16 protein-coding genes and 1 pseudogene are annotated in these 22,641 nt (G+C 53.8%); 7 read left to right on the top strand and 10 right to left on the bottom strand.

The window, feature by feature from the left end; all coding sequences use genetic code 11:
- Positions 1-40: 40 nt before the first annotated feature.
- The 3 genes from ADICEAN_RS00410 to ADICEAN_RS00420 form a co-directional block, all read right to left on the bottom strand.
- On the bottom strand, positions 41-1,999 hold the full coding sequence (locus ADICEAN_RS00410) for a tetratricopeptide repeat protein (protein ID WP_009193502.1): 1,959 nt from the start codon (positions 1,997-1,999) through the stop codon (positions 41-43).
- A 230-nt stretch (positions 2,000-2,229) separates the two neighbouring features.
- Positions 2,230-3,552, bottom strand: coding sequence for a dihydrolipoamide acetyltransferase family protein (locus ADICEAN_RS00415; RefSeq protein WP_009193503.1), 1,323 nt, complete (start codon positions 3,550-3,552; stop codon positions 2,230-2,232).
- Between the two features lie 163 nt (positions 3,553-3,715).
- A complete protein-coding gene (locus tag ADICEAN_RS00420; protein WP_009193504.1) occupies positions 3,716-4,969 on the bottom strand; it encodes a competence/damage-inducible protein A in 1,254 nt (417 codons plus the stop codon).
- An 87-nt stretch (positions 4,970-5,056) separates the two neighbouring features.
- Here ADICEAN_RS00420 and ADICEAN_RS00425 point away from each other — a divergent pair, with 87 nt between their 5' ends.
- Positions 5,057-5,788, top strand: coding sequence for a DUF4197 domain-containing protein (locus ADICEAN_RS00425; protein WP_009193505.1), 732 nt, complete (start codon positions 5,057-5,059; stop codon positions 5,786-5,788).
- 84 nt (positions 5,789-5,872) lie between these two features.
- Here ADICEAN_RS00425 and ADICEAN_RS20755 read toward each other — a convergent pair whose 3' ends face one another.
- The 5 genes and pseudogenes from ADICEAN_RS20755 to ADICEAN_RS00450 all read right to left on the bottom strand — a co-directional run bounded on the left by ADICEAN_RS20755 (position 5,873) and on the right by ADICEAN_RS00450 (position 13,686).
- A complete protein-coding gene (locus tag ADICEAN_RS20755) occupies positions 5,873-9,664 on the bottom strand; it encodes a S8 family serine peptidase (protein ID WP_009193506.1) in 3,792 nt (1,263 codons plus the stop codon).
- 671 nt (positions 9,665-10,335) lie between these two features.
- Positions 10,336-10,833 (bottom strand): dihydrofolate reductase, encoded by a 498-nt coding sequence (locus tag ADICEAN_RS00435; protein WP_009193507.1) that lies wholly within the window; start codon positions 10,831-10,833, stop codon positions 10,336-10,338.
- Positions 10,830-11,744, bottom strand: a complete 915-nt coding sequence (fmt, locus tag ADICEAN_RS00440) for a methionyl-tRNA formyltransferase (RefSeq protein WP_009193508.1) — start codon at positions 11,742-11,744, stop codon at positions 10,830-10,832. The genes ADICEAN_RS00435 and fmt overlap by 4 nt, the downstream gene beginning before the upstream one ends.
- A gap of 22 nt (positions 11,745-11,766) precedes the next feature.
- Positions 11,767-12,315: a GNAT family N-acetyltransferase gene (locus ADICEAN_RS00445; RefSeq protein ID WP_009193509.1), complete on the bottom strand. Its 549-nt coding sequence runs from the start codon at positions 12,313-12,315 to the stop codon at positions 11,767-11,769.
- A pseudogene (locus ADICEAN_RS00450) lies at positions 12,305-13,686 on the bottom strand (exo-beta-N-acetylmuramidase NamZ family protein). The gene ADICEAN_RS00445 and the pseudogene ADICEAN_RS00450 overlap by 11 nt, the downstream one beginning before the upstream one ends.
- A 19-nt stretch (positions 13,687-13,705) precedes the next feature.
- Here ADICEAN_RS00450 and ADICEAN_RS00455 point away from each other — a divergent pair.
- Positions 13,706-14,923 (top strand): ABC transporter permease, encoded by a 1,218-nt coding sequence (locus tag ADICEAN_RS00455; RefSeq protein WP_009193512.1) that lies wholly within the window; start codon positions 13,706-13,708, stop codon positions 14,921-14,923.
- A gap of 30 nt (positions 14,924-14,953) precedes the next feature.
- Here ADICEAN_RS00455 and ADICEAN_RS00460 read toward each other — a convergent pair whose 3' ends face one another.
- Positions 14,954-15,694 carry a polyprenol monophosphomannose synthase gene (locus tag ADICEAN_RS00460; protein WP_009193513.1) on the bottom strand — a complete coding sequence of 247 codons (741 nt, stop codon included), beginning with the start codon at positions 15,692-15,694 and terminating at the stop codon, positions 14,954-14,956.
- A 166-nt stretch (positions 15,695-15,860) separates the two neighbouring features.
- Here ADICEAN_RS00460 and ADICEAN_RS00465 point away from each other — a divergent pair, with 166 nt between their 5' ends.
- Entirely contained in the window at positions 15,861-16,607 is a 747-nt protein-coding gene (locus ADICEAN_RS00465) for a DUF6089 family protein (RefSeq protein ID WP_009193514.1), read from the top strand.
- 64 nt (positions 16,608-16,671) lie between these two features.
- Here ADICEAN_RS00465 and ADICEAN_RS00470 read toward each other — a convergent pair whose 3' ends face one another.
- The gene (locus ADICEAN_RS00470; protein ID WP_009193515.1) at positions 16,672-18,066 is read right to left on the bottom strand and encodes a type III PLP-dependent enzyme domain-containing protein; all 1,395 of its coding nucleotides are present in this window, start codon (positions 18,064-18,066) and stop codon (positions 16,672-16,674) included.
- A gap of 67 nt (positions 18,067-18,133) precedes the next feature.
- Between ADICEAN_RS00470 and ADICEAN_RS00475 the strand changes: the two genes are divergently transcribed.
- The 4 genes from ADICEAN_RS00475 to ADICEAN_RS00490 all read left to right on the top strand — a co-directional run bounded on the left by ADICEAN_RS00475 (position 18,134) and on the right by ADICEAN_RS00490 (position 22,625).
- On the top strand, positions 18,134-19,099 hold the full coding sequence (locus tag ADICEAN_RS00475; RefSeq protein WP_009193516.1) for an arginase: 966 nt from the start codon (positions 18,134-18,136) through the stop codon (positions 19,097-19,099).
- An 87-nt stretch (positions 19,100-19,186) separates the two neighbouring features.
- A complete protein-coding gene (gene argS, locus ADICEAN_RS00480) occupies positions 19,187-20,977 on the top strand; it encodes an arginine--tRNA ligase (protein WP_009193517.1) in 1,791 nt (596 codons plus the stop codon).
- Between the two features lie 123 nt (positions 20,978-21,100).
- Positions 21,101-21,658, top strand: a complete 558-nt coding sequence (locus tag ADICEAN_RS00485; protein WP_009193518.1) for a glutathione peroxidase — start codon at positions 21,101-21,103, stop codon at positions 21,656-21,658.
- 58 nt (positions 21,659-21,716) lie between these two features.
- The gene (locus ADICEAN_RS00490) at positions 21,717-22,625 is read left to right on the top strand and encodes a 1,4-dihydroxy-2-naphthoate polyprenyltransferase (protein ID WP_009193519.1); all 909 of its coding nucleotides are present in this window, start codon (positions 21,717-21,719) and stop codon (positions 22,623-22,625) included.
- The last annotated feature ends 16 nt before the right edge of the window (positions 22,626-22,641 follow it).

The following is a 22,641-nucleotide window of genomic DNA, read 5'->3' on the forward strand; positions in this document are numbered from 1 at the left end:
GGAGAAGAATAAGCAGGAGGTTACTGGCAGGGTGGTAGGCTCAGGCCTCGGGCAGGCAAATGCCCATCAGGAGCATATCGTCTGTTTGTTCTTCCTGCTGGCGCCAGTCGGCCAGTGCCCGGGCAATTTCTTCTTTTTGTTGATAGGCCCCCTTTCCGCACATGGTACGCAGCACTTCCTGCAGGCGGTTATGCAGAAATTTTTTGTTGTTGGGCCCGCCAAACTGGTCGGTAATGCCATCGGTAAACAGGTACAGACAGCTGCCCGGTGCAGGGTGCAGGGTAAGCTGCCGAAAGCCCATCTCATATTCAGAAGGGCTGCCAATCATGGGGTTAGGGGTCTGGTAAATCTTTAGCTCTCCTCCCTCAAGGGTATAGAGGGAGCGGCGGGAGCCGGCAAACAGCAGTTGTCCGCTGTTGCGCCCATAGAGGCAAATGCCCAGATCCATACTGTGGGGCAGGTCTTCTTTCAGGTCTTTTTGCAGGTTGTGCTGCAGGCTGCGGTTGAGCTCGGCCAGGATGTGGGCCGGCTCCATAATACCTCTTTCCTTTACAATCTGGTTTAGCAGGTTATTGGCCAGAATGGTCATGAGCGCTCCGGGCACCCCATGGCCGGTACAATCCACCACTGCCCATACCACCAGATCGTTCTGTTCGTGGATCCAGAAGAAATCACCATTCAAGATATCCCGTGCCTCACAGTACAGAAACGATTTTGGGAACACATGCAGCAGGTTGGCCTCCTGGGGCAGAAGCGCTTCCTGTATGGTCTTGGCATAGCGGATGCTATCGGTAATTTCGGTATTGCGGCTGGCAATTTCTTTATTGTGCTGCTTGAGCAGGGTATTGCTGGAATTTTTGCTTTTGTACTGCTGGTACAAAAACAGGATCATCAGAAAGAGCAGAAACAGGCCACTGTAGAGGTAGTAGCTGATCATCTGATTGCGCGAGAGGTTCAGCTCCTGAATGCGGGCATCCTTGCGCAGGAGCTCGATCTCTTTTTCGCGCCGCTGCACCAGGTAGCTGGATTCGATCTCGCTGATCTTCTGAATGTTTTCTTCGTTGAAGATGGAATCTTTCAGGTTTTCAAATTCCTGAAAATAGTGCAGCGACTGGCGCCAGTTTTCTTCCTTTTGATAGGCCATAGCCAGCCCATGGTAGCAGTCTTTTACCACCTTGCGCGCCCGAATGGCAATGGCGTGTGAGAGCGCCTGCTCGTAGGCCTGCCGGGCCTGTCTGGGCAGATTTCGCTTCAGGTGAATGTTGCCGATGCTCAGCAGTACTTCAGACTGCTCATATTCACTCCCGTGCTCATCCAGCAGGGCAAGGCTGCTTTGGTAATAATAGAGGGCCGAGTCGTTCTTGTTAAGGCTGGCATAGAGCTTGCCCAGGTTTTGGTAGGTGTAGATCAGACCCTCTTTGTTATCCGCATCCAGGTCAATCTGCAGGGCCTGCATCAGGTGGGCATGGGCTTTATCTGGCAGCCCCATATTCTGATAGGCAAAGCCAATGTTGCACAGGGTGCTGGCCACATCGGTACTATCGCCAATGGTGCGCTTTACCTCCAGGGCCTTGTAGTAATAGGAGAGGGCTTTTTCGTGCTGGTTCAGCTCGTCGTACAGGATGCCTATGTTGTTATGCAGGCGGGCTATCCCCTTCTGGTCCCCATCTTCCTCAAACATGCGCAGTACCTGCCGGAAGTAATCCAGGGTTTTGTCATAGTTGCCCAGGCGGTAATGGTTCAGGCCCAGGGCATGCAGGCCCTGCCGCTTTATTTTGCGGTGATTGAGCTTTTCTGCCAGGTGTATGGTCTGGTGAGCATACTCCAGCGAGAGGTGAGGGTTGAACTGTGATGCCTGGTGGGTGAGTTCATCGAGCAGGAGCAGCCGTACGCTATCGTTGGGCGCAAATTTGAGGGCCTTCTGCAGGCTGTCAACAGGAGATGCCTGCGACAGGAATGTCCCTAACACAAAAACCGCTAACAGGCACAGGCGTTTCATGAAGTCTACAGACTAGCGTACAATAAATACAAAAATATTGTTTTTTCAGAAGCTCCTCTATAGATGTAGGTTTAGATTAGATTAAAGGGTAATTAATTTTCTGATAGCAACTTTGTTGCAAAGCTCTTAAGTATTAGCGGGTTCTCTGATCGGGGGAAAAAGGGGCAGGTAAATAACAAAAGAAGCTCTGGTGTTGCCAGAGCTTCCTGATAAATAGAACGTTTGTATTATTAGATGCTGCGCGACATATCGAAGCGCTCCAGGTAATCGGCCACGCGGCGCACAAACATGCCGCCCAGCGAGCCGTCTACCACGCGGTGGTCGTAGGAGTGTGACAGAAACATCTTGTGACGGATGGCAATCACATCACCAAATTCGGTTTCGATCACCGCAGGTTTTTTCTGAATAGCGCCCAGGGCCAATATGCCCACCTGCGGCTGCATGATAATGGGGGTACCCATTACATTACCAAAAGAGCCCACATTAGAGATGGTGTAGGTGCCGCCTGAGAGTTCATCGGGTTTCAGCTTGTTTTCCCGGGCCCGCTTGGCCAGGTCATTTACCTTATTGGAGATGCCTGTAAGGTTTAGCTGATCTGCGTTATGAATGACCGGCACAATAAGATTGCCACTGGGCAGGGCTACCGCCATGCCTATGTTAATGTCTTTACGCTTGATGATGTTGGTGCCATCTACCGATACATTGATCATGGGGTAATCCTTAATGGCGCGTACCACTGCTTCAATGAAGATGGGGGTAAAGGTAAGGTTGCCACCCTCCCGTCTTTTAAACTCATTCTTCATGCGGTTGCGCCACATTACAATGTTGGTCACATCGGCTTCCACAAAAGAGGTAACATGTGGGGCAATGCGCTTGGAGTCTACCATGCGCTCGGCAATCATGCGGCGCATGCGGTCCATTTCGATGATCTCGTCGTTGGCGCCGATGGATACACTTACCTTTGGCGCCGCGGCTGCCTGTGGCTGAGCAGCAGGGCCTGGCTGTGGGCTGGGTATTGCTGCCTGAGGAGCGGCCTGCTGCGGCTGGGTGCTGCGGTTCTCTACATAAGCCAGAATATCTTTTTTGGTCACACGGCCTTCTTTGCCGGTACCGGGCAGGTCTTCCAGCTCCTGCATGCCAATGCCCTCCTGGCGGGCAATGTTGAGCACCAGCGGGGAGTAAAAACGATCACCGGCCGGTTTTTCAGCTGCGGGGGCCTGTGCGGCAGGGGCTGCCGGGGCTGCGGGCTGGGCGGCTGGGGCTGCATCGCTTGACGATGATGCACTGGCAGTAGCCGGAGCATCGCTGCTCCCGTTGGTATTGATGATGGCAATGGGGGCGCCTACCTGTATCACCTCTCCCTCCTTGGCCAGAATCTTCTCCAGTATACCCCCATGGGTAGCGGGAACTTCTTTATCTACTTTGTCGGTAGCTACTTCCAGTACGGACTCGTCCTGCTCAATGGAGTCTCCTTCTTTTTTTAACCAGGAGAGGATTGTGCCTTCCATGATGCTTTCGCCCATCTTGGGCATCACCATTTCTACTCTTGCCATGTGTAAAGTTGTTAAAACCCCGGGGGTTAAAATTTAATTTGGTATTGGGTTGAAAAAATTGCGAAAACGCCCTTGTTTAGCCTGAATGAAGCAAATAAGCTTCTGTTTTCAAGTGCTGATCAGGTAGCCCGCTTCTACAAAAATAATATTTTCCGCTGCTTTCTCAATCGTTTTCAGTCAAAGTTTGGCGAAGCAGGTGCAGCAGGTGAGCCGTTGAGAGGCGAATGTTCAGGTCCCGGTCCTGGCTAAGCTGCAGCTTGCGGCTACGGCTGCCGGTTGGGGTAGCCACGGCAATCCAGACCAGCCCCACAGGTTTTTCGGCGGTGCCGCCTCCGGGCCCGGCTATGCCACTGCTGGCCAGGCCTATATCGGCCCCCATGCGCTGGCGAACCCCCTGGGCCATTTCGGTTACGGTAGCTTCACTTACGGCACCATACTGCCGCAGGGTATCGGCCTGCACGCCCAGCTCCAGTTCCTTTATGGCGTTTTCATAGGCTACTACGCTACCCAAGAAGTAGGCCGAACTGCCCGGTACCGAGGTGAGGGTGTAGGAAACAAAGCCTCCGGTACAGCTTTCGGCCGTTGCCAGGGTATAGCCTTTTTCTTTTAAAAGCTCACCCAGAGAAGAAGCCAGGGTATCGGTATCAAAGCCATACACCCATTTTTTGATCCTGGGATAAAGAAGGTCAATCTGCTGCTGTACCTCCTGCTGAAGGGGCTCAAGCGCCTCACCGCTGGCCGTAAGCCTGAGGTCTACCATGCCCAGGTGGGGCAGGTAGGCCAGTTTGATATGAGGGGGTAGTTGTTCCTCCCAGTCCCGGATCTCGTCGGCCAGCCAGGATTCGCCAATGCCGGACGTTTTAAGGGTGCGGTGGTACAGCGCCTGGGTTTTGAAATGCTGCTTCAGGCGGGGCAGCAGGCTGTGCTCCATCAGGTTTTTCATTTCATAGGGCACACCCGGCAGGGCCACATACACCTTGCTTCCCCGCTCAAACCACATGCCGGCAGCGGTGCCCCAGTGGTTGGTAATGGGCAGGCAACTCTCGGGCAGCATGGCCTGCAGCCGGTTACGCTCGCTTAGGGCAAAACCTCTTTTTTCAAACAGCCGGCGAATGTTTTCAAGCGTTTCTTCATGCAGGCTCAGGCCGCAGCCCATGTACTCGGCCAGTACTGGGCGGGTGAGGTCATCGGCTGTGGGGCCCAGGCCCCCGGTGATCAGGATCAGCTCGGCCCGCTGCTCGGCTGCGGCAAGGGCAGCCAGTATATCTTCCCGCACATCGCCCACGGAGGTGCGCCGCACTACCCGAAAGCCCGAGAGGCCCAGGTGCTGGCTGATCCACTGTGAATTGGTATCGACGATCTGGCCATATAAAAGCTCATCGCCTATGGTAATGATCTCGGCAGAGGGTAATCCCATAAAATTTGGTCCTACTTTTGCAGTCTGTATTTTTGCCGGAATATAACCATACGGTAGCTTATTTGTTCCATCACCATAAAATTGACTATGAAGAACGTACTGATAACCCTTGGCACAGGCGCATGCCTGCTTTTTGGTACAGCGGCCTGTACCACCTCGCAAATTAACCAGACGCTGGATGGCGTGTTGGGAGGATCTACTGGAGAGCAGGGGGTTTCTGCCAATGAAGTAGCGCTGGGGCTAAAAGAAGCCCTGGCCATTGGCGCCGATAAAGGGGCACAGCAAGCCTCGCAGGAAGATGGCTATTGGGGAAATCCCAAGCTCCGGATCCCCTTTCCGCCTGATGTGCAGCGGGTAGAGCAGCGCCTGCGCCAGCTGGGGCTCGGCAGTGAGGTAGACCGCTTTGTGCTTACCCTCAACCGGGGCGCCGAGCGGGCAGCCGCTGAAGCCAAGCCGGTATTCATCAATGCCATTAAGGCCATGACCATTCAGGATGCCTGGAATATTCTCCGGGGGGAGCAGGATGCCGCCACCCAGTACCTGATCCGCACCACCAGCCCGGAGCTGAAGAGCCGCTTTCAGCCCATTATGTCCAGCGCCCTGCAGGAGGTGAATGCCACCCGCTATTATGGCGACCTGGTGAATACCTATAACCGAATTCCTGGGGTGCAGCGGGTAGATCCCAACCTGGAGTCGTATGCCACCGACCGGGCCATAGAGGGCTTGTTTCTGCTGATTGCCGAAGAAGAGCGCAATATCAGAGAGAACCCGGTAGCCCGCACCACAGAGTTGCTGCGGCGCGTGTTTTCCAGACAATAACCCTTCTAACAAGAAAAAAACCGGCAAGTGCCGGTTTTTTTGCTTTAGTGTAGTTTATGATGAAGATTATAGATACGTGCACTCTTACTGGCGCATCAGGCGGCTTTGCCATACGGTGCTGCCATCCATAAGCCGAACTAGGTAGATGCCAGCGGGCTGCTGTTCCAGGCTCAACAGCAGCTGGCCCTGAACTGGTACTGGCTGCTGCTGCACCACACGTCCGCTGGCATCCAGTACCAGCAACCTGGCGCCAGGCCGCAGGCTGGCGGGTAGGGTAATGGTTGCCTGATCGGGCGTAGGGTTGGGGTATAGCTGTAGCCTGAGCGCATGTGGCTTATTCAGGATGCCCTGCGGCGCGGTGAGCACCAGGGTTTGTTCTGTTACATCCATACAGCCGCCGGCGCTATAGGCCGTAAGGGTGATGGTGTAGGTGCCGGCTTCGGCATACGCATGGCTTGGGTTTTGCAGATCGCTGCTGGTTCCGTCGCCGAAGTTCCACTCCCAGCGAACTGCCTCTGTACTGGTACTGGTAAAGAAAACAGGGCTTTCCGGATCAAAGGCAACTTCTTCTTCAGCCAGCTCAAACAGGGAGAGGTTTTGCGGCACATAAAGTGTGATGGCGCTGCTCAGGCTTTCGGTGTCTCCCTGGCCGGTAGTCAGGTAAAAGCGGGTGGTTGTGGTGAGCGGATCGCTCTCAAAAGAAAGGCCGCTGTAAAGCAGTTCGCTTAGCGCCTCATCAGCATACACATTTATAGGTTTGCCGGTGCTGTCTTCGATCAAGGCTTTCTCACCAGCACATACGGTCTGATCAGCGGCCAGGGGTGCGTCTTCCAGCCGAATCACCGTAAGGGTTTTGGCTAAGGTAGCGGTGCAGCCAGCTGCAGTGGTAATGGTGAGGCGTACCTGATAGGTGCCGGCTTTGGTGTACTGCATCACCGGCTCTTTAAAGGTACTCTGGAAACCGTTGCCAAAGTCCCAAAGCCAGCTGGTGGCTTCTTCGCTTTCCCCAAAGAACTGAATCCTTTCATCCAGACCCGCATTAAGTGTAAGCTTATCGCCCGACATGCTGAAATTTACCGTAGGCTCAGCATACTCGATCTCAATGCGCTGCAGTTCACCTGCCCAGCCATTTTCCATGCTGGCGGCATAGATGGTTTTGTTTTGGCTCATGGCCGGCAACAGGAGAGTTTCGGCCTCAGCAATGAAATCGGTGGCCTCAAGATCGGCAAAGAAGCGGTAGCGGGTTCCCTCCCGTGGGGTGATTTCCACACGCTGGCCTGCGCAGGCCGTTACGTGGGCAATAAGCGGAGGGGTGCTGCGGTAGTTCAGGTACTGCTCTTTTGCCTTAAGAGTGGCGGCCTTTAGTTCCTCCAGTGTACTGGCCGTAACAAAGGCAAAGGCTACATTTTGGGCACTATAGGGAAGCAGGTTGGCAATGGACCCCCCAATTACCTGGGCTACGTCATTGCCCTTTCCGGCTGTGCCTGCCCCGGTTTTATGAATGCCCTGACTAATGAATCCAAATTTTTCCCTGCGGCTGATAATGGCGCCCAGGTCAGCAGTATTGCCTTCGCGTGTATTCAGATCAATGGCGTGGTAGAGCATTTGCTGGTTGGTGAGCAGGGCTACCCCTGTATACAGATTCTTGCTGTCGTCGTAGGTGTAACCAAGTTGGTAGTCGGCATTCCAGTCGGCACGGTTCAGGTAAAACTGCTTGATGTTGAAGTCTGAAAAGAGGGCTACGTGCAGGTTCTCATAAGCTGAGTCGGAGCGGTTGATCACCCGGTACTCAAGCACCAGGGCAGCTACGGAGGGGTCTTTCCAGCCTAGTATTTTCTGGTCTATCTGCAGGTTGAGGCGTACACTGTCCTGTACAACCGTGCGGAAGGAAGAGCGGGCATCGATATCGGCTTTGGAGCGGGCATAAAGCCGCAGGCGGTCCTGGATCTTATAGTCCTGATCCCGAATGGCCGGCACATTGTAAAAGATCATGTTATTGGCCATGGCATTTGCCTTCTGGCCAATGAGCAGCCCCATGTTGTGCGCAAGGGGGGAGTTTTGATAGCGCAGCCCCAGACCCTGCAGGTTGTAATCGTAATTGTAGCCCAGGTTGCCGTTAGAGGCAACGGTAAGGGTAAGGTCATTTACGGTAACGTCAATGTATTCTCCGCTGGAGCGAAGGTCAAAGTACTGGTAATCGCTATAGCTTCCGGAGTCAAAATCAAGGCGAAAGGACAGCATGGCCAGGGCTGGCAGGTTAGGGCTTAAAACAATGCGGAATGGAGCGGCTTTGGTAGAAGCGCTGGCAAGGGTGCCCAGGGCCGATAGCGCAGATGTACTTTGCAGTACAGTGGCATAAGGGGATTCTGACACCAAGGTAACGGTAGCAGGGGCTGAAGGGTCAAGATAGTTGGTGACATCGATCCACAACTCCAGCGTGTCGTTATGGAAGGCATAGGCGCCAAACCCATTGTCATAGTAGAACTTATCCATCCGGATAGAAGGGCCCACTTCAGGCGCCAGCGCCTTTTGCATGTTCAGGCGTCCGGTGCCAATGCGCCGGGCAAACTGTGCGTTATTGCCAATGGCGGAGATATCATCGGTGCTGCGGCGCAGGCGTTCCATTACCTGCAGGGCGCTAAGCTCGGGGTACTGGGCCCGGATCAGGGCGGCGGCGGCGGCAACCTGGGGGGAAGCAAATGAAGTGCCGCCACTACTTCCGTAGTTTCCACCATTGCTGGTGGCGTACACAAGATTGCCCGGTGCGCTTAGGTCAACAAAGCGGCTCCAGGAGTGTCCGTCGAATTTATAATCCCGTGTTGCTTGCCTGGAGTCGCTGGAGGTAACGGATAGTACGTTAGTATACGAGGCCGGGTAATAGTCTACTTCCCGTTTTTCATTACCGGCAGCGGCTACCACTACCGCATCCTTCTCCAGAACGGCATAGTTAATGATATCCTGTACAAAATCGGAGCGCAGGGCAGGTGACCCCCAGCTGAGGTTGATGATCTGGCAACCCATGTCAGCCGCATAGGCAATGGCTTCATAGCCTCTGATAAAACGCCCGTCTTTGCTGCTGAATACCTTGATGGGCATGTAGCGGGTATTATAGCCCGCTCCCGCTACGCCTGTGCTGTTATTGGTTGAGGCTGCAGCCACGCCCGTCACAAGGGTGCCGTGCCCGTTTTGGTCAGCTTGAGGGTTGTTGTCGTTGTTGGCAAAGTCCCAGCCGCGGTAGTTGTCGATAAAACCGTCGCCATCATCATCAATGCCATTATTGGGGATTTCGTTCAGGTTATAGTGCAGGTTGTCCTGCAGGTCGGGGTGGTTGAAATCAACTCCTGTATCTAAGATTCCGATTATAATGTCCCGGCTACCTTTTTGAATGGCCCAGGCTTCAGGAGCTTTGATAATGGGCAAGTGCGACTGACTGCCGAAGTTGGGATCGTTGGGGGTTTCCAGTAACTCGGGCAGGTAGTAGGGCTCGGCATACTGGACCTCGGGCTGCAGTTTCAACAGGGCAACTACCTCTTCTACTGAAAGACCCTCGGGCAGTTCCATCTGATAGATGCCATCCAGTACCGATTTTGTATGGCGCTGGGCCTGGCCACCTTTTTTCGCCGTGGCGGGTTTCAAAAAGGGAGCGGCTAGGGCACGTGCGCCGGCAAGCTGCTTCATCCGTTCGGCAGCACCCTGTGAAGGGGTGGCGGCGCCTTTTCGAGCATCGGGAGAATCAGTGGAGCTGCTGTAGCCCTCCTTAAGCTTGAATACAACTACACCCGGCTCATATTGCGGTTTCTTTTTAGCCGGCTGCGCCACAAGCAGAAACGGACAGAGCAAAAGAAGAAAAAAGAGGATTTGGTGCTTCTTGTACATTTTAAATAATGGCTGAGTGTACGAGGGGTGAACCAAAGCTAGCTTTTTTTCTTATTCAGCAATTTTATGCCACTAATGGGGGGTGTAAGGTATGAGTAGTGCGCCACTCCATGAATGGTGATTTAAAAAGAAGGGCTGATTTATTACATCGCCACCTCCTAAAGGTAGGAGACAAGCGACGACCCTAAACGGGCAGAAAAGGCGCCATGGAGGTTTTCCCTGCAAAAAAATAGAATGAAAATAAGCTGCCGGTCTTCCAGTACTGGACGAGAAGCGCATATAATGGCACATGGGATAAAAACAGTGCAGAATTGACAGCTACCTGCAGAGCGCCTTTATAAAGAAGACGGTAATCGGGAGAAGACCAGTGGCTTATAGCGCCAGAAGTGGGGCGCCCGGCCTTGACATTCCCTAACGGCAGGACTATAAGATGAGGCCAGCTCCGGCTCTCTGGCAAAATGCCACCAGTTTCTACCTCTCAGCTGCACATGAGCGGGTAGGGATACTGATGATAGGCTGGGGAATGACTGTTTAATACCAGCTACAATACTGGCTGGTGTGCAGGTGCAGTACCGATGGTGGGTCAATCTATAAAATAAAGGGGATTAGCCGCAGGTGCAGGTATATTTTCCCCTTTATAGTTCTGTCAGGCCGCTAAGAAAAAATAGGGACTAGCTTCGTTCCAGCCGAACAAAGGCATAGTCATGGGGGTTTTGGGCATCGGCGGTGTATTCCTCCCGATGGGTTTCGGTCCACTGGCCGGGCTGGAGCTCGGGAAAGTAGGTGTCTCCCTCAAAACTCTCCTTGATCTCAGTCAGGTAAATGCGGTCGACAAGCCCCTTATCCAGCGCCTGCTGGTAAATTTCGCCGCCGCCCAGGATAAATACCTCCTGCTGCTGCTGTTGGGCTGCCAGCTCAAGGGCGGCCTCCAGACTATTCATGACCAGGCAATTCTCCTTAAAATAGCCCCGGTTGCGGGTAACTATGATGTTTAGCCGGCCGGGCAGGGGCTTGTTAAGGGATTCATAGCTTTTGCGCCCCATGATCACATAATGGCCGCTGGTAGTTTCCTTAAAAAAGCGCAGATCGTGGGGCATGTGCCAGATAAGGCCATTGTCTTTACCAATTACCCGGTTATCGGCCCGGGCTACAATGATGGAGCGTATCATAGGTGAAATCCTCTTAAAAATTCTTCGGTACTCATGCGGCGCTTGCCTTCCAGTTGCAGCTCCTCGATCTGTAGCAGCTCATCAGCGGCTTTACAGTAGAGATGCCTGCCATCGCTTAGCCATTCGCCCGGGTTTTTGTCAGGGGCGGGTTTGCCGGTGAGGGTAGCTTTATAGATTTTCAGGTTTTTGCCCTGCAGCTCTGTCCAGGCGGCGGGATAGGGGCTTAGGCCTCGTACAAAATTGTAGAGCTGCCCGGCAGGCAGCTGCCAGTTGATCTGGCAGGTTTCCTTAAAGATCTTGGGCGCGTGTTTCAGCGCAGCGCTTTCGGGCTGCGGCTGTGCCACCACAGTATTGGCGGCAATGGCCTGCACCGTACGTAGCACCAGCCAGGACCCCTTCTGCATCAGACGGGTATAGAGGCTGCCGGCATCATCGTCCAGGCGAATCTCTTCCCGCTCCTGAAAAATAATGCTGCCGGTATCAATCTCGTGTTTCAGGAAAAAGGTGGTTACGCCGGTTTCCGTTTCGCCATTGATCAGGGCCCAGTTGATGGGGGCTGCGCCGCGGTATTGGGGCAGCAGGGAGGCATGCAGGTTAAAGGTGCCCTTTACGGGCATGGCCCAAACGGCTTCGGGCAGCATCCGGAAGGCCACAACTATCTGCAGGTTGGCCTGCAGGCTGCGCAGCTCTTCCAGAAATTGGAGAGATTTAAGGTTAGTGGGTTGCAGGACGTGCAGGCCCTGGCTGAGGGCATATTCTTTAACTGGGGAGGGAATTACCTTCTGGCCCCTGCCCTTAGGCTTATCGGGGGCGGTAACTACCCCTACCACCGAGAACCCCTGTTCTACCAGCAGCTGCAGGCTGGGTACGGCAAATTCGGGCGTACCTATAAACACAATGCGAAGATCCATGCAAAAAATGATTTAGGTAAAACTAGCCCCTTTTTTGCAAACGCTCAACATATTGCTGCTTATCCAGGCTGAAGAAGTGCAGGTTTTCGCCATAGGCAAAATGGAAGCCCTCTCGCTGCAGCCCTGCTTTACACAATACCCGCTGGGAGGCCAGGTTGGCGGGATGGGTTACAGCGGCCAGCCTGGGCAGTAGGGCCCTGAAAAATCCCTGTTTTAGCAGCTGGCAGGCCAATTCGGTGGCATACCCCTTGCCCTGTGCGCCGGGATGCAGCTTATAACCGATCTGGTAGAGTGTGCTGTTGGGCAGGGGGTTGATAGAGGCCGTGCCAATGTAGAGCCCGCTAGCTTTTTCAACTACAGCCCACAGACCAACATGGGGTGGGTTGGTGGCATACTCCCTGATAAAGCAGAGCAGGCGGTCCCGGCTTTCGGTAAAGCTGCGGGGCCTGCCCGTAACGTAGCGCATGACCTCCGCATTGCCCTCCAGCGCGGCGTAGAGGGGCATGTCGGCCAGGCTAAGCCTGCGCACCAGCAGGCGGGGGGTGCTAAACACTTGTCCCCTAGTCGGCATCGGGATAGAGGAGGTAGTTCAGGCGCAAGGCCTTGTAATCATCCAGCTCTTCCTGCCAGCTGCTGCGGATCTGCTCTTCGGTAAGCCCCTCCCGGATCTGGCGGGCCAGTACATCGGTGCCGGCCAGGGTGTGAAAGAATTTCTGAAAGAAAGCATCCTTTTGCTCAAAGAGCTTATAATACAGCATCACAAACCCAATATCGAAACGCTTGGGGGGCGTGATGTAGCGCAGGTCCAGCCCCCAGCATTGGCGGTCCTTAAGAGGTGGGTTGGTGGCACCGGGCACTGAGGTAGGGGTAAAGCTGAACTCGCCAAATTTCTTATCGGGTAGCCGATCACCTGAAAGGGAAAGGGAGTGCCCCGCCCCAGGCTAATGGGGGTGCCCTCAAACAGGCACAAACTGGGGTAGAGGTAAATAGATTGCTGATTGGGCAGGTTAGGCGAGGGGCGCACCGGCAGCACATAGGGAGTGCTGTGCGTATACCCCTGCAGCGGCACTACCGTCAGGCTGGCTTTTTTCTCACCGGCCAGCCAGCCTTCGCCATTGATCATCTGGGCCAGCTCGCCTACTGTAAGCCCGTGCACAACCGGTATGGGATGCATGCCCACAAAAGAGCGAAACCTGGGATCCAGTACCGGCCCGTCAATGATATGGCCATTGGGGTTGGGGCGGTCCAGTACCACCATCTGCTTGCCCTGCTCGGCAGCGGCTTCCATGGTATAGTGCATGGTGCTGATGTAGGTATAAAAGCGGGCGCCCACATCCTGTATGTCAAACACCAGCACATCTACATCCTGCAGCTGCTCGGGGCTGGGTTTTTTGTTGTTGCCATAGAGCGATACCACGGGCAGGCCGGTTTGGGCATCAGTACCGCTCAGGATCTTCTCACCGGCATCGGCCGTGCCCCTGAAGCCATGTTCCGGGGCAAATACTTTCTTTACCTGCAGGCCTTCTTTCAGTAGCAGATCTACCAGGTGCAGGGCCTCGCCCCCGGGCTGGGGCACCAGCGAAGTGTGGTTTACAATAAGGCCAATGCGTTTGCCCCGGAGCAGGGGCAGATAGAGGTCCTTACGCTCGGCGCCCAGCAGGAGGGCCGGTGCAGCCTGCGGCTCTTGCGGAGCCTCAATTTCTACAAATACAGAATCTGGTGTAGCGGTGCCAGCCTTTGGTGCGTTAGTAGAACAGGAGGCCAGGGCCATGCCTGGCAAAAGGGCAGTGAGCAGCAGGCTGCTGCGTAGGGGAGTAAGGCTGCCCCGCAGGTGGATGCCCCGCATGAGGATGCCCCGCAGGTGGCTGCCCCGCAGAAATAATCTCCAAAATTTGCCAAACAATTCTATTTGCTGCATCATTGTGCCTTTTGAACCTTCCATCTGATAAACTGCTCCGGGCTTGAATTTACCCTACTTTATTTCCAACCGTATCCACAAAGCCAGTAGCCGCTCCTTCTCTGCGGTTATTCACAACATTGCCGTGGCGAGCATAGGCCTGGGGTTGGCGGTGATGATCGTTTCGTTCCTGATCCTTAGAGGCTTTCAGCAGACCATCACCGACAAAGTAGTGAGTTTTAGCGGTCATCTGCAAGTAACCCGCTACAGCTTCGGCAATATGTATGCCGAAAATCCCATCTCCACCAACTTTGATTTTTATCAGCAGCCCGAAAACTACCCCCTCCTTGAGCATGTACAGCCCGTTGCCTACAAGCCCGGCCTGCTTAAAACGCAGGATGAGGTACTGGGCGTATTGCTGAAAGGGGTAGATGAGCGCTACCACTGGGAGCGTTTTCGGCCCAACATGCTGGAGGGAAGCATACCGGCCTCTTCTGATACGGCCCCCTCTACCGAGGTGATCATCAGCCAGAACATTGCCGACCAGCTGCGCCTCTCCGTTGGCCAGGATGTGATCATGTACTTTGTGCAGAATCCGCCCCGCTTCAGGCGCCTTACGGTAGCCGGTATTTACAGCACAGGCATGGAAGATTTTGACCAGAGCCTGATCATGGGCGATATCCGGCTGGTACGCCAGCTCAATAACTGGACGGATACCCTGGCCGGGGGATTTGAGGTTTTTCTAAAAGATTTTAATACGCTTGATCAGGCCCAGGAGGAGCTCTTTGAGCTGACCAATTGGGGATACTTTGTAGAAAAGGTAACCGACCGAAACATTCAGATCTTTGAGTGGCTCAACCTGCTAAACAAGAATGTGGTGATCTTTCTGGGGCTGATCCTGTTTGTAGCCTGCTTTAACATGGTGTCCATTCTGCTGATCCTGATCATGGAGCGTACCCCCATGATTGGCACCCTTATGGCCCTGGGTGCAACGCACGGACAGCTGCGGCGCATTTTCATTACCAATGGCATGCTGCTGGTGCTTAAGGGCATGCTCTGGGGCAATATTATAGCGCTGGGCTTTGGCGTTATTCAGCAGCAGTTTAAGCTAATACCGCTTGATAAAGAAAATTACTACATGGATACAGTGCCCATTCTCTGGGACTGGCCCATGATCATTGGCCTTAACCTGCTCATTTTTGTGCTGGTGATGCTGATCCTGCTGATCCCTTCAGCCATTATCTCCCGTATTCAACCCATCAAGGCCATCAAGTTCGATTAAGCGGAAGCCGGGCAGGCCATAAGCGTTCGCTTAGCCCTCGCTGGGCTGGTAGCTTCTGAAAAAGGACTTGATCTTCATATAGATGATGCCGAAGACCGCTTCCTTAAAGATGTTTCGCGACATTTTGCTGGCGCCTTTATCGCGGTCGGTAAAGATGATGGGCACCTCCTTGATGCGGAAGCCCCACTTCCAGGCCGTAAACTTCATCTCAATCTGAAAGGCATAGCCTACAAAGCGCACTTTTTCCAGGTCAATGGCGCTAAGCACGCTGCGGCAGTAGCACTTAAAGCCGGCCGTACTGTCGTGGATGGGCAGGCCCGTAATAAAGCGCACATAGTGGGAGGCAAAATAGGACATCAGTACCCGGGACATAGGCCAGTTGACCACATTTACCCCCTTTACATAGCGGGAGCCAATGGCCAGGTCGTAGCCCTCGCGGGCGCAGGCGTCATACAGCCGCAGCAGGTCCAGGGGGTTATGGCTAAAATCGGCATCCATCTCAAAGATGTACTCATAATGCCGCTCCAGCGCCCAGCGAAAGCCCAGGATGTAGGCGGTGCCCAGGCCCAGTTTGCCAGGCCGCTCCAGCAGAAAAAGCCGCTTTGGAAACTCCTGCTGCAGCTGCTTTACCCGATCGGCAGTGCCATCGGGCGAGTTATCATCAATAATGAGCAGGTTAAAGGGGTGGGGCAGGGTAAATACCCGCCGTACCATCGCCTCGATGTTTTCAATCTCATTGTAGGTGGGTATGATGACAAGGCTATCCGACACGGTTTGGCTGGGCTAATGGGTCAAAAATAGTAAAAAGAATGAATTCTATGCCTGTGCCGGGTCCGGGACGCTTTCGATTTCTAGCGTTCCTGTGCTTATTTGCATCCTTAGGGGGTGCTACCCGTATAGCTAACTGGTATTTATTTTTTCACACGATCTTATAGCCATGCGCTATTCATTTCTTTTGCTCCTGTTTGGAGTATCGTTTGCCAGCCTGGCCCAGCCAGCCAGAGAAGTCAGGTACATGACCCGCTATGCCCATCCGCAGATCAGCAACTACAGTGCTAGCTTTGGCGTGGGCCTGAATGCCTTTAATGGTACCGTAAGCAGCATTGGCAATCTGGATGAGCAAAACCACTTTTTGAGCCCCATGCTATCCCTGGGCCTTGGGTACAAGGCTAGCCATTATATTGATGTGTTGTTCAGGGCCAGCTACCTGCGGCAGAAGAGCGAAACTGCCCGGGGGGATCTCCCTATTCCCGGTTTTCGATCCAACCTGCTGGAGGGGGTATTTGCTATAAAACACAGCCTTTTTCCGCAGCGGGATTATGATGAATACCTGCGGCGCTGGAATTATTATGGCCTGCTGGGGGTAGGGGTTGCTTACTTTGATCCGGTACATCTCTCAACAGAGACTTCTCTGCTGGCCGATCGGGATGCCAGCCAGCTGGCCCTGGTGGTGCCCGTGGGGCTGGGGGTGGATTTTCGGCTCAGCAATTTCTTTTCAATGGGGGCCGAGGTCGCCTACCGCTTTACCAGCAGCGATCAGCTGGATGGAGTAGACAACACCACCTATGCCAACAGCAGGGGCTCAGACAGCTACGCTACCCTGGGCTTTTTTGTGAACTACCGCATACCGCGTTCCCGCTTTCATTACCGGGAGTTTTTACGGCTGAAAGACAGCTCCAAGTAGGCTGGCTGGCATGAGCAAAAAAAAGCCACCCGAGGGGGTGGCTTTCGTTTTGCGGTAGCAGCTATTAGCGGGTATAACCCAGGATCTGCATCATGCTCTCGCTGTCCTGCTCGGTAGAGAACAGTTCATGCGTGATGTTGCCAGCTTCATCACGGTTAATGATGATGTGCTGCGGCGCCGGGATCAGGCAGTGCTGTATGCCGCCAAAGCCTCCCAGGCTCTCCTGGTAGGCGCCTGTATGGAACATGCCCATATAGAGCGTCTGGCCATCTTCAATTTTGGGCAGGTACACCTCCGAGGTGTGCGCTTCGGAGTTGTAGAAATCCTGGCTGTCGCAGGTAAGCCCGCCCAGGTTTACTTTCTGAAAGCGGTTGTTCCACTGGTTTACGGCCAGCATCAGAAACTTCTGGTTCAGTCCCCACACATCGGGCAGCTGGGTAATAAACGAGCCATCGATCATATACCAGAGCTCCTTGTCGTTTTGCAGTTTCTGGCCAATAACCGAGTAGATGGTAGCCCCGCTTTCGCCCACGGTATAGCTGCCGAATTCGGTAATGATGTGGGGCTCGGGCACCCCGTTTTCCCGGCACATCTCCTGTATGTTGAACACGATCTGATCAATCATGTACTCATAGTTATAGTCAAAGTGCAGGGAGGTTTTAATGGGAAAGCCGCCCCCGATGTCAATGGTATCCAGTTCGGGACAGATCTTCTTCAGGTCACAGTACATCTGCACAAACTTGCTCAGCTCACTCCAGTAGTAGACTGTATCCTTAATGCCGGTATTAATAAAGTAATGCAGCATCTTGAGGCTGGCCTTGGAGCTGTTGCTGATCACCTCTTTGTAGAAGGGGATCACATCGTTGTAGCGCACCCCCAGGCGGGAGGTGTAGAAGTCAAAGTTTGGCTCCTCATCGGCGGCTACGCGTATGCCCACCTTATAGGGTACGTTCACATGCTTTTCCAGGTAGTTAATTTCCATCATATTGTCCAGCACCGGGATGCAATTGCGGAAACCCTCGTTCAAAAACTCAGAAATGTACTGGCTATAGCGCTCTCTTTTATACCCATTACAGACAATTATTGTATCTTTGTCTATCTTCCCGCGTTCGTAGAGCCTTTTAATAATGGGCATATCAAAAGAGGAAGAGGTCTCCAGATGAATGTTGTTCTTTAGGGCCTCTTCTACTACAAAGCTGAAATGGGAAGACTTGGTGCAATAGCAGTATGTGTATTGTCCCTGATAGTTATGCTTCTGGATCGCTTTTGCAAACAAGCTCTTGGCCTGCTGGATGTTCCTGCTGATTTTGGGTAGGTAAGTGATCTTCATGGGGGTGCCATACTGCTGGATGATCTCCATGAGGGGTACCTCGTTAAAAAACAACTCTCCGTTTTCTACCCGGAATTCTTCTGTGGGGAAATAAAATGTCTGATGAATCAGATCAGAATAACTTCTCATTCGTCTGGTTTGGTCCTGTGATGATGTAAACGTCCTAAAATTTCAATAAAATACTGGCTAATACAATATGGGAAAGATAAAATTCATAGAGGTAGCCTCTGAGCTGGCAGCGGGGACAAGGGGGGCGAGTCTGGGCATTGGCGCCCTAAAGACGGCCTCGTTAAACAAAGGGTCCCAATTTTTTAAGAAGTATCCCTGCCTGGCCGTTCCTACTATCAACGATACGTTATTTGACGATGTCGTAAATCCTTACGCAAAACGCATCCCCCAGGTTAGGCAAATGCTGGAGCGCACCTGCCAGGCAGTAACCGATACCCTTACCGAAGGCTACTTTCCGGTAGTGCTGGGCGGCGACCACTCTACGGCCGCCGGCACCATGTGCGGCATTAAGGCTGCCCTGCCTGCCATGCGCCTGGGGGTGATCTGGATTGATGCCCATGCCGACTTGCACACCCCCTTTACCACCCCCTCGGGCAATATGCATGGCATGCCCCTGGCTATGGTAGCGGGATTAGACAACCTGGAGTGTGCTATTAATGACCCCAGAGCGGAAACGATTGCAGAGTGGGAAGCCATCAAAAATATTGGCCTGAACGGGCCAAAGATCAATCCCTCCGATATCGTGTTTATCTCCATGCGGGATCGGGAAGCTCCCGAAAGAGCCCTGGTAGAGCGCTACGGCATGCGCAACTTTGAGGTGGAGGAACTCAGAAGCAAGGGAGCGGCCCGCATAGTAGAAGAAAGCATGCAGGCCCTGCAGGCCTGTGATGTAATTTATGTATCCTTTGATGTGGATAGTCTTGATCCGCAGATCAGCCGCGGCACCGGTACCCCTGTGCCGGGTGGCCTCACCGTTGAGGAAGCCCTGGAGCTCAACAGCCTCTTTGTAAAGCAGCCCAAGGTGCAGTGCTGGGAAATGGTGGAGATCAACCCCACCCTGGATACCCACAACCAGATGGCCGAAGTAGCCTTTGAAATTCTGCAGGCCACCGTAAAGGCCCGCTCCGCCAACGGCCAGCTGATAGGCGCCTGAGCAAAAAGCACAAGATAAAGCAAAAAGGGTGGGGCGACGTTCCGCCCTTTTTTAGTATTTTTGCCCCAAGCCAAACGCCCTTTTTTCATGTACATCCAACAGGACCTTCTCAGCCACCTGCACCAGGCCTTTCTTTCCCTTTACCAGCAGGCGCCCGAGCTCAGTGAGCTTAAGCTGCAGCCCACCCGTAAAGAGTTTGAGGGCAGCTATACCTTTGTAACCTTTCCCTATGCCCGCCTGAGCAAAAAAGGCCCTGAGCAAACCGGCCAGGAGCTGGGCCAGTACCTCAAAGAGCACAGCGAGCTGGTGCGGGACTTTAATGTGGTAAAGGGCTTTCTGAACCTGGTCATTGCCGATGGCGCCTGGCTAAGCACCTTTCAGACCCTGGCCACCGATGCCAGCTGGGGCCAGCTGCCGGCCCGTGGCAGCAAGGTGGTGGTAGAGTACAGCTCGCCCAATACCAACAAGCCCCTGCACCTGGGCCACCTGCGCAACAACTTTCTGGGCTACTCGGTCTCGCAGATCCTCAAGGCCTGCGGCTATGAGGTTAGCATGGTAAACCTGGTAAACGACCGGGGTATTCATATCTGCAAGTCCATGCTGGCCTATGAAAAATTTGGCAAGGGCGAGACCCCCCAGAGCAGTGGCATTAAGGGTGATCACCTGGTAGGCAAGTACTACGTGGAGTTTGACCGGCACTACCGCCAGCAGATTGAGGAACTGGTAGGACAGGGCATGGATAAGGAAGAGGCCAAGACCAAAGCCCCCCTGCTGCTGCAGGCACAGGAAATGCTGCGCCAGTGGGAAGCCGGCAAACCCGAGGTGGTAAACCTCTGGGAAACCATGAACAGCTGGGTGTACAAGGGCTTTGAAGAGACCTATACCAAAATTGGGGTTCAGTTTGATAAATATTACCGCGAATCCGAGACCTACCTGCTGGGCAAGGACATAGTGGAGGAGGGCCTGGAAAAAGGCATTTTCTTTAAAAAGGAGGGGGGCTCTGTCTGGATAGACCTCACGGCCGATGGCCTGGACGAAAAACTGGTGCTGCGCGGCGATGGCACCTCGGTGTACATAACCCAGGACATGGGCACTGCCGACCTCAAGTACAAGGATTTTGGCATGGAAAAATCCCTGGTAGTGGTGGGAAATGAGCAGGACTATCACTTTAAAGTGCTGTTTCTGATCCTGGAAAAGCTGGGGCGTCCCTATGCGCCTGGCAACTACCACCTTAGCTACGGCATGGTAGACCTGCCCTCCGGCAAGATGAAGAGCCGTGAAGGTACCGTGGTAGATGCCGATGACCTGGTGCGGGAAATGGAAGAGACCGCCGAGCGCTACACCCGGGAGTTGGGCAAAGTAGACGGTATGAGCCCTGAGGAAGCCGGCAAACTCTTTGAAATGCTGGGCCTGGGCGCCCTGAAATACTACCTGCTGCGGGTAGATCCCAAAAAACGCATGCTCTTTGATCCGCAGGAATCCATCGATTTTCAGGGCAATACCGGCCCCTTTATCCAGTACACCCATGCCCGTATCGCTTCGCTGCTGCGCCGGGCAGCCGATATGGGGATAGGCTTTCAGGATGTGGATGTGAGCGCCCTTACAGACCTGCACCCCAGCGAGCGGGAGGTGATCTATCAGCTGAGCCTGTACCCGGAGCAGATCCGCACCGCAGGCGAGGCCTACGCGCCTTCCTTTATCGCTCAGTATGTCTATGATCTGGCCAAAGAATTTAACCGTTTCTATACCGAAGTATCCGTATTCAATGCAGAAGATAGCCAGCGGCGGGATTTCCGCATTGCGCTGTCGTCTGCCGTAGGCCGTACCCTGCGCCATGGCATGAGCCTGCTGGGCATAGAGGTGCCTGAGCGAATGTAAGAGGGGTATGGGATACTATGAGGTGTGTGCTATGGGGGGTAAGGGTCTGTATCCAGCAGGGTACACTATAAGCCAACTGAATAAGGCCACCCATTTTTAACACGTAGTAGAAATGTTCTGAAAATGAAGTATCTGGTTATTACACTTCTGCTGTTTATTTCCCTGGGCTGTTCCCACAATCAGGAAACCCAGGCACAGCAGGCAATGCACGTACAAACACCCATGACACAAACTTTTTATGATTTCAAGCTGAAAACGCTTGATGGCCAGGAAGTGGATTTTACACAGTACCGTGGCAAAAAAGTGCTGGTCGTAAACACCGCCTCCGAATGCGGCTTTACCCCTCAGTACAAAGATTTGCAGGCGCTCCATGAGCAGCATGGTGCTAAGGTGACGGTGCTGGGTTTTCCGGCCAACAACTTTGGCGGCCAGGAGCCTGGCAGCAATGAACAAATAGCCCTGTTCTGTCAGAAGAACTATGGAGTAAGCTTTACCATGTTTGAAAAAGTGTCTGTCAAGGGCAGCGACCAGCACCCCCTGTTTCAGTGGCTTCAAGCGCAAAGTGGGGAAGCACCCAAATGGAACTTCTCCAAATACCTGATTGATGAAGAAGGAAAGGTAATAGGCTTTTACCCCAGCGGTGTAAATCCTATGGATGATCCTATCTTGTCACAATTATAAGCATAAGGAAGGGGGATGTTACCCCCTATAGTGTGTAGCGCAAGCCTACTAGCTTAGTATGAACGGATCAGCATCTGCCTGGGTATCAGCCGCCAGGCCTCGTACCTTGCCCCTGGCGCTTGCCAGCATCTTTCTGGGAAGTTTTCTGGCGGCCTATTACGGCACTTTTAGCTGGAGCGTGGTGGTATGGGCCTCCATCACTACCATATTTCTGCAGGTCTTATCCAACCTGGCCAATGATTATGGCGATAGTGTACATGGGGCTGATAGCGCCCATCGGCAGGGGCCACAGCGGGCCGTGCAGGCAGGGCTGATCACTGCCCGGGCCATGCGCACCGCCATGCTTGTTTTTGGGCTGCTGTCGCTGGTTAGCGGGCTCTACCTGCTCTATAGTTCGGTAGGCTTTGTGCGGGAGGTGTTCTTCTTTTTCTTTGGGCTGGGCTTGCTGGCCATAGCGGCCGCCATAACCTACACCTCGGGCAGCAGGCCGTATGGCTATGCCGGCCTGGGCGATATCAGCGTATTTCTTTTTTTTGGGCTGGTAGGGGTGCTGGGCACCTTTTACCTACATGCCCAGTGGCTTAGCTGGTCCCTGCTGCTGCCGGCCAGCGCCTGCGGCCTGTTTTCTACGGCCGTGCTCAATGTAAACAACATCCGCGATATACAGTCCGATGCCCTGGCGGGTAAGCGCTCCATCCCGGTACGCATTGGCCGGCAAAAAGCTGTTCTGTACCATGCCCTGCTGCTGATAGGAGGCCTGCTGGCAGCCCTGGCGTTTGTGCTGCTGGACTTTCGCTCGCCCTGGCAGCTCCTGTTTTTGCTAAGTGCGCCGCTAATCCTCATCAACCTTAGAGCCGTATACAAGTATACAGAAGCAGCGGCCCTGGACCCCTTTCTCAAGCAGATGGCTCTGAGCACCCTCTTGTTTGTGCTGCTGTTTGGCCTGGGCCACCTGCTGGCAGCCTGAGAAGATCCGGGTTGGC

The organism is Cesiribacter andamanensis AMV16, from assembly GCF_000348925.1.
In the GTDB taxonomy this organism is placed as follows: Bacteria; Bacteroidota; Bacteroidia; order Cytophagales; family Cyclobacteriaceae; genus Cesiribacter; species Cesiribacter andamanensis.

Bases quoted from the DNA above. Each gene is read 5' to 3' on its own strand.
- ADICEAN_RS00410 (WP_009193502.1), bottom strand. From the start codon at position 1,999: ATGAAACGCCTGTGCCTGTTAGCGGTTTTTGTGTTAGGGACATTCCTG.
- ADICEAN_RS00415 (WP_009193503.1), bottom strand. From the start codon at position 3,552: ATGGCAAGAGTAGAAATGGTGATGCCCAAGATGGGCGAAAGCATCATG.
- ADICEAN_RS00420 (WP_009193504.1), bottom strand. From the start codon at position 4,969: ATGGGATTACCCTCTGCCGAGATCATTACCATAGGCGATGAGCTTTTA.
- ADICEAN_RS00425 (WP_009193505.1), top strand. From the start codon at position 5,057: ATGAAGAACGTACTGATAACCCTTGGCACAGGCGCATGCCTGCTTTTT.
- ADICEAN_RS20755 (WP_009193506.1), bottom strand. From the start codon at position 9,664: ATGTACAAGAAGCACCAAATCCTCTTTTTTCTTCTTTTGCTCTGTCCG.
- ADICEAN_RS00435 (WP_009193507.1), bottom strand. From the start codon at position 10,833: ATGATACGCTCCATCATTGTAGCCCGGGCCGATAACCGGGTAATTGGT.
- fmt (WP_009193508.1), bottom strand. From the start codon at position 11,744: ATGGATCTTCGCATTGTGTTTATAGGTACGCCCGAATTTGCCGTACCC.
- ADICEAN_RS00445 (WP_009193509.1), bottom strand. From the start codon at position 12,315: ATGCCGACTAGGGGACAAGTGTTTAGCACCCCCCGCCTGCTGGTGCGC.
- ADICEAN_RS00465 (WP_009193514.1), top strand. From the start codon at position 15,861: ATGCGCTATTCATTTCTTTTGCTCCTGTTTGGAGTATCGTTTGCCAGC.
- ADICEAN_RS00470 (WP_009193515.1), bottom strand. From the start codon at position 18,066: ATGAGAAGTTATTCTGATCTGATTCATCAGACATTTTATTTCCCCACA.
- ADICEAN_RS00475 (WP_009193516.1), top strand. From the start codon at position 18,134: ATGGGAAAGATAAAATTCATAGAGGTAGCCTCTGAGCTGGCAGCGGGG.
- argS (WP_009193517.1), top strand. From the start codon at position 19,187: ATGTACATCCAACAGGACCTTCTCAGCCACCTGCACCAGGCCTTTCTT.
- ADICEAN_RS00485 (WP_009193518.1), top strand. From the start codon at position 21,101: ATGAAGTATCTGGTTATTACACTTCTGCTGTTTATTTCCCTGGGCTGT.
- ADICEAN_RS00490 (WP_009193519.1), top strand. From the start codon at position 21,717: ATGAACGGATCAGCATCTGCCTGGGTATCAGCCGCCAGGCCTCGTACC.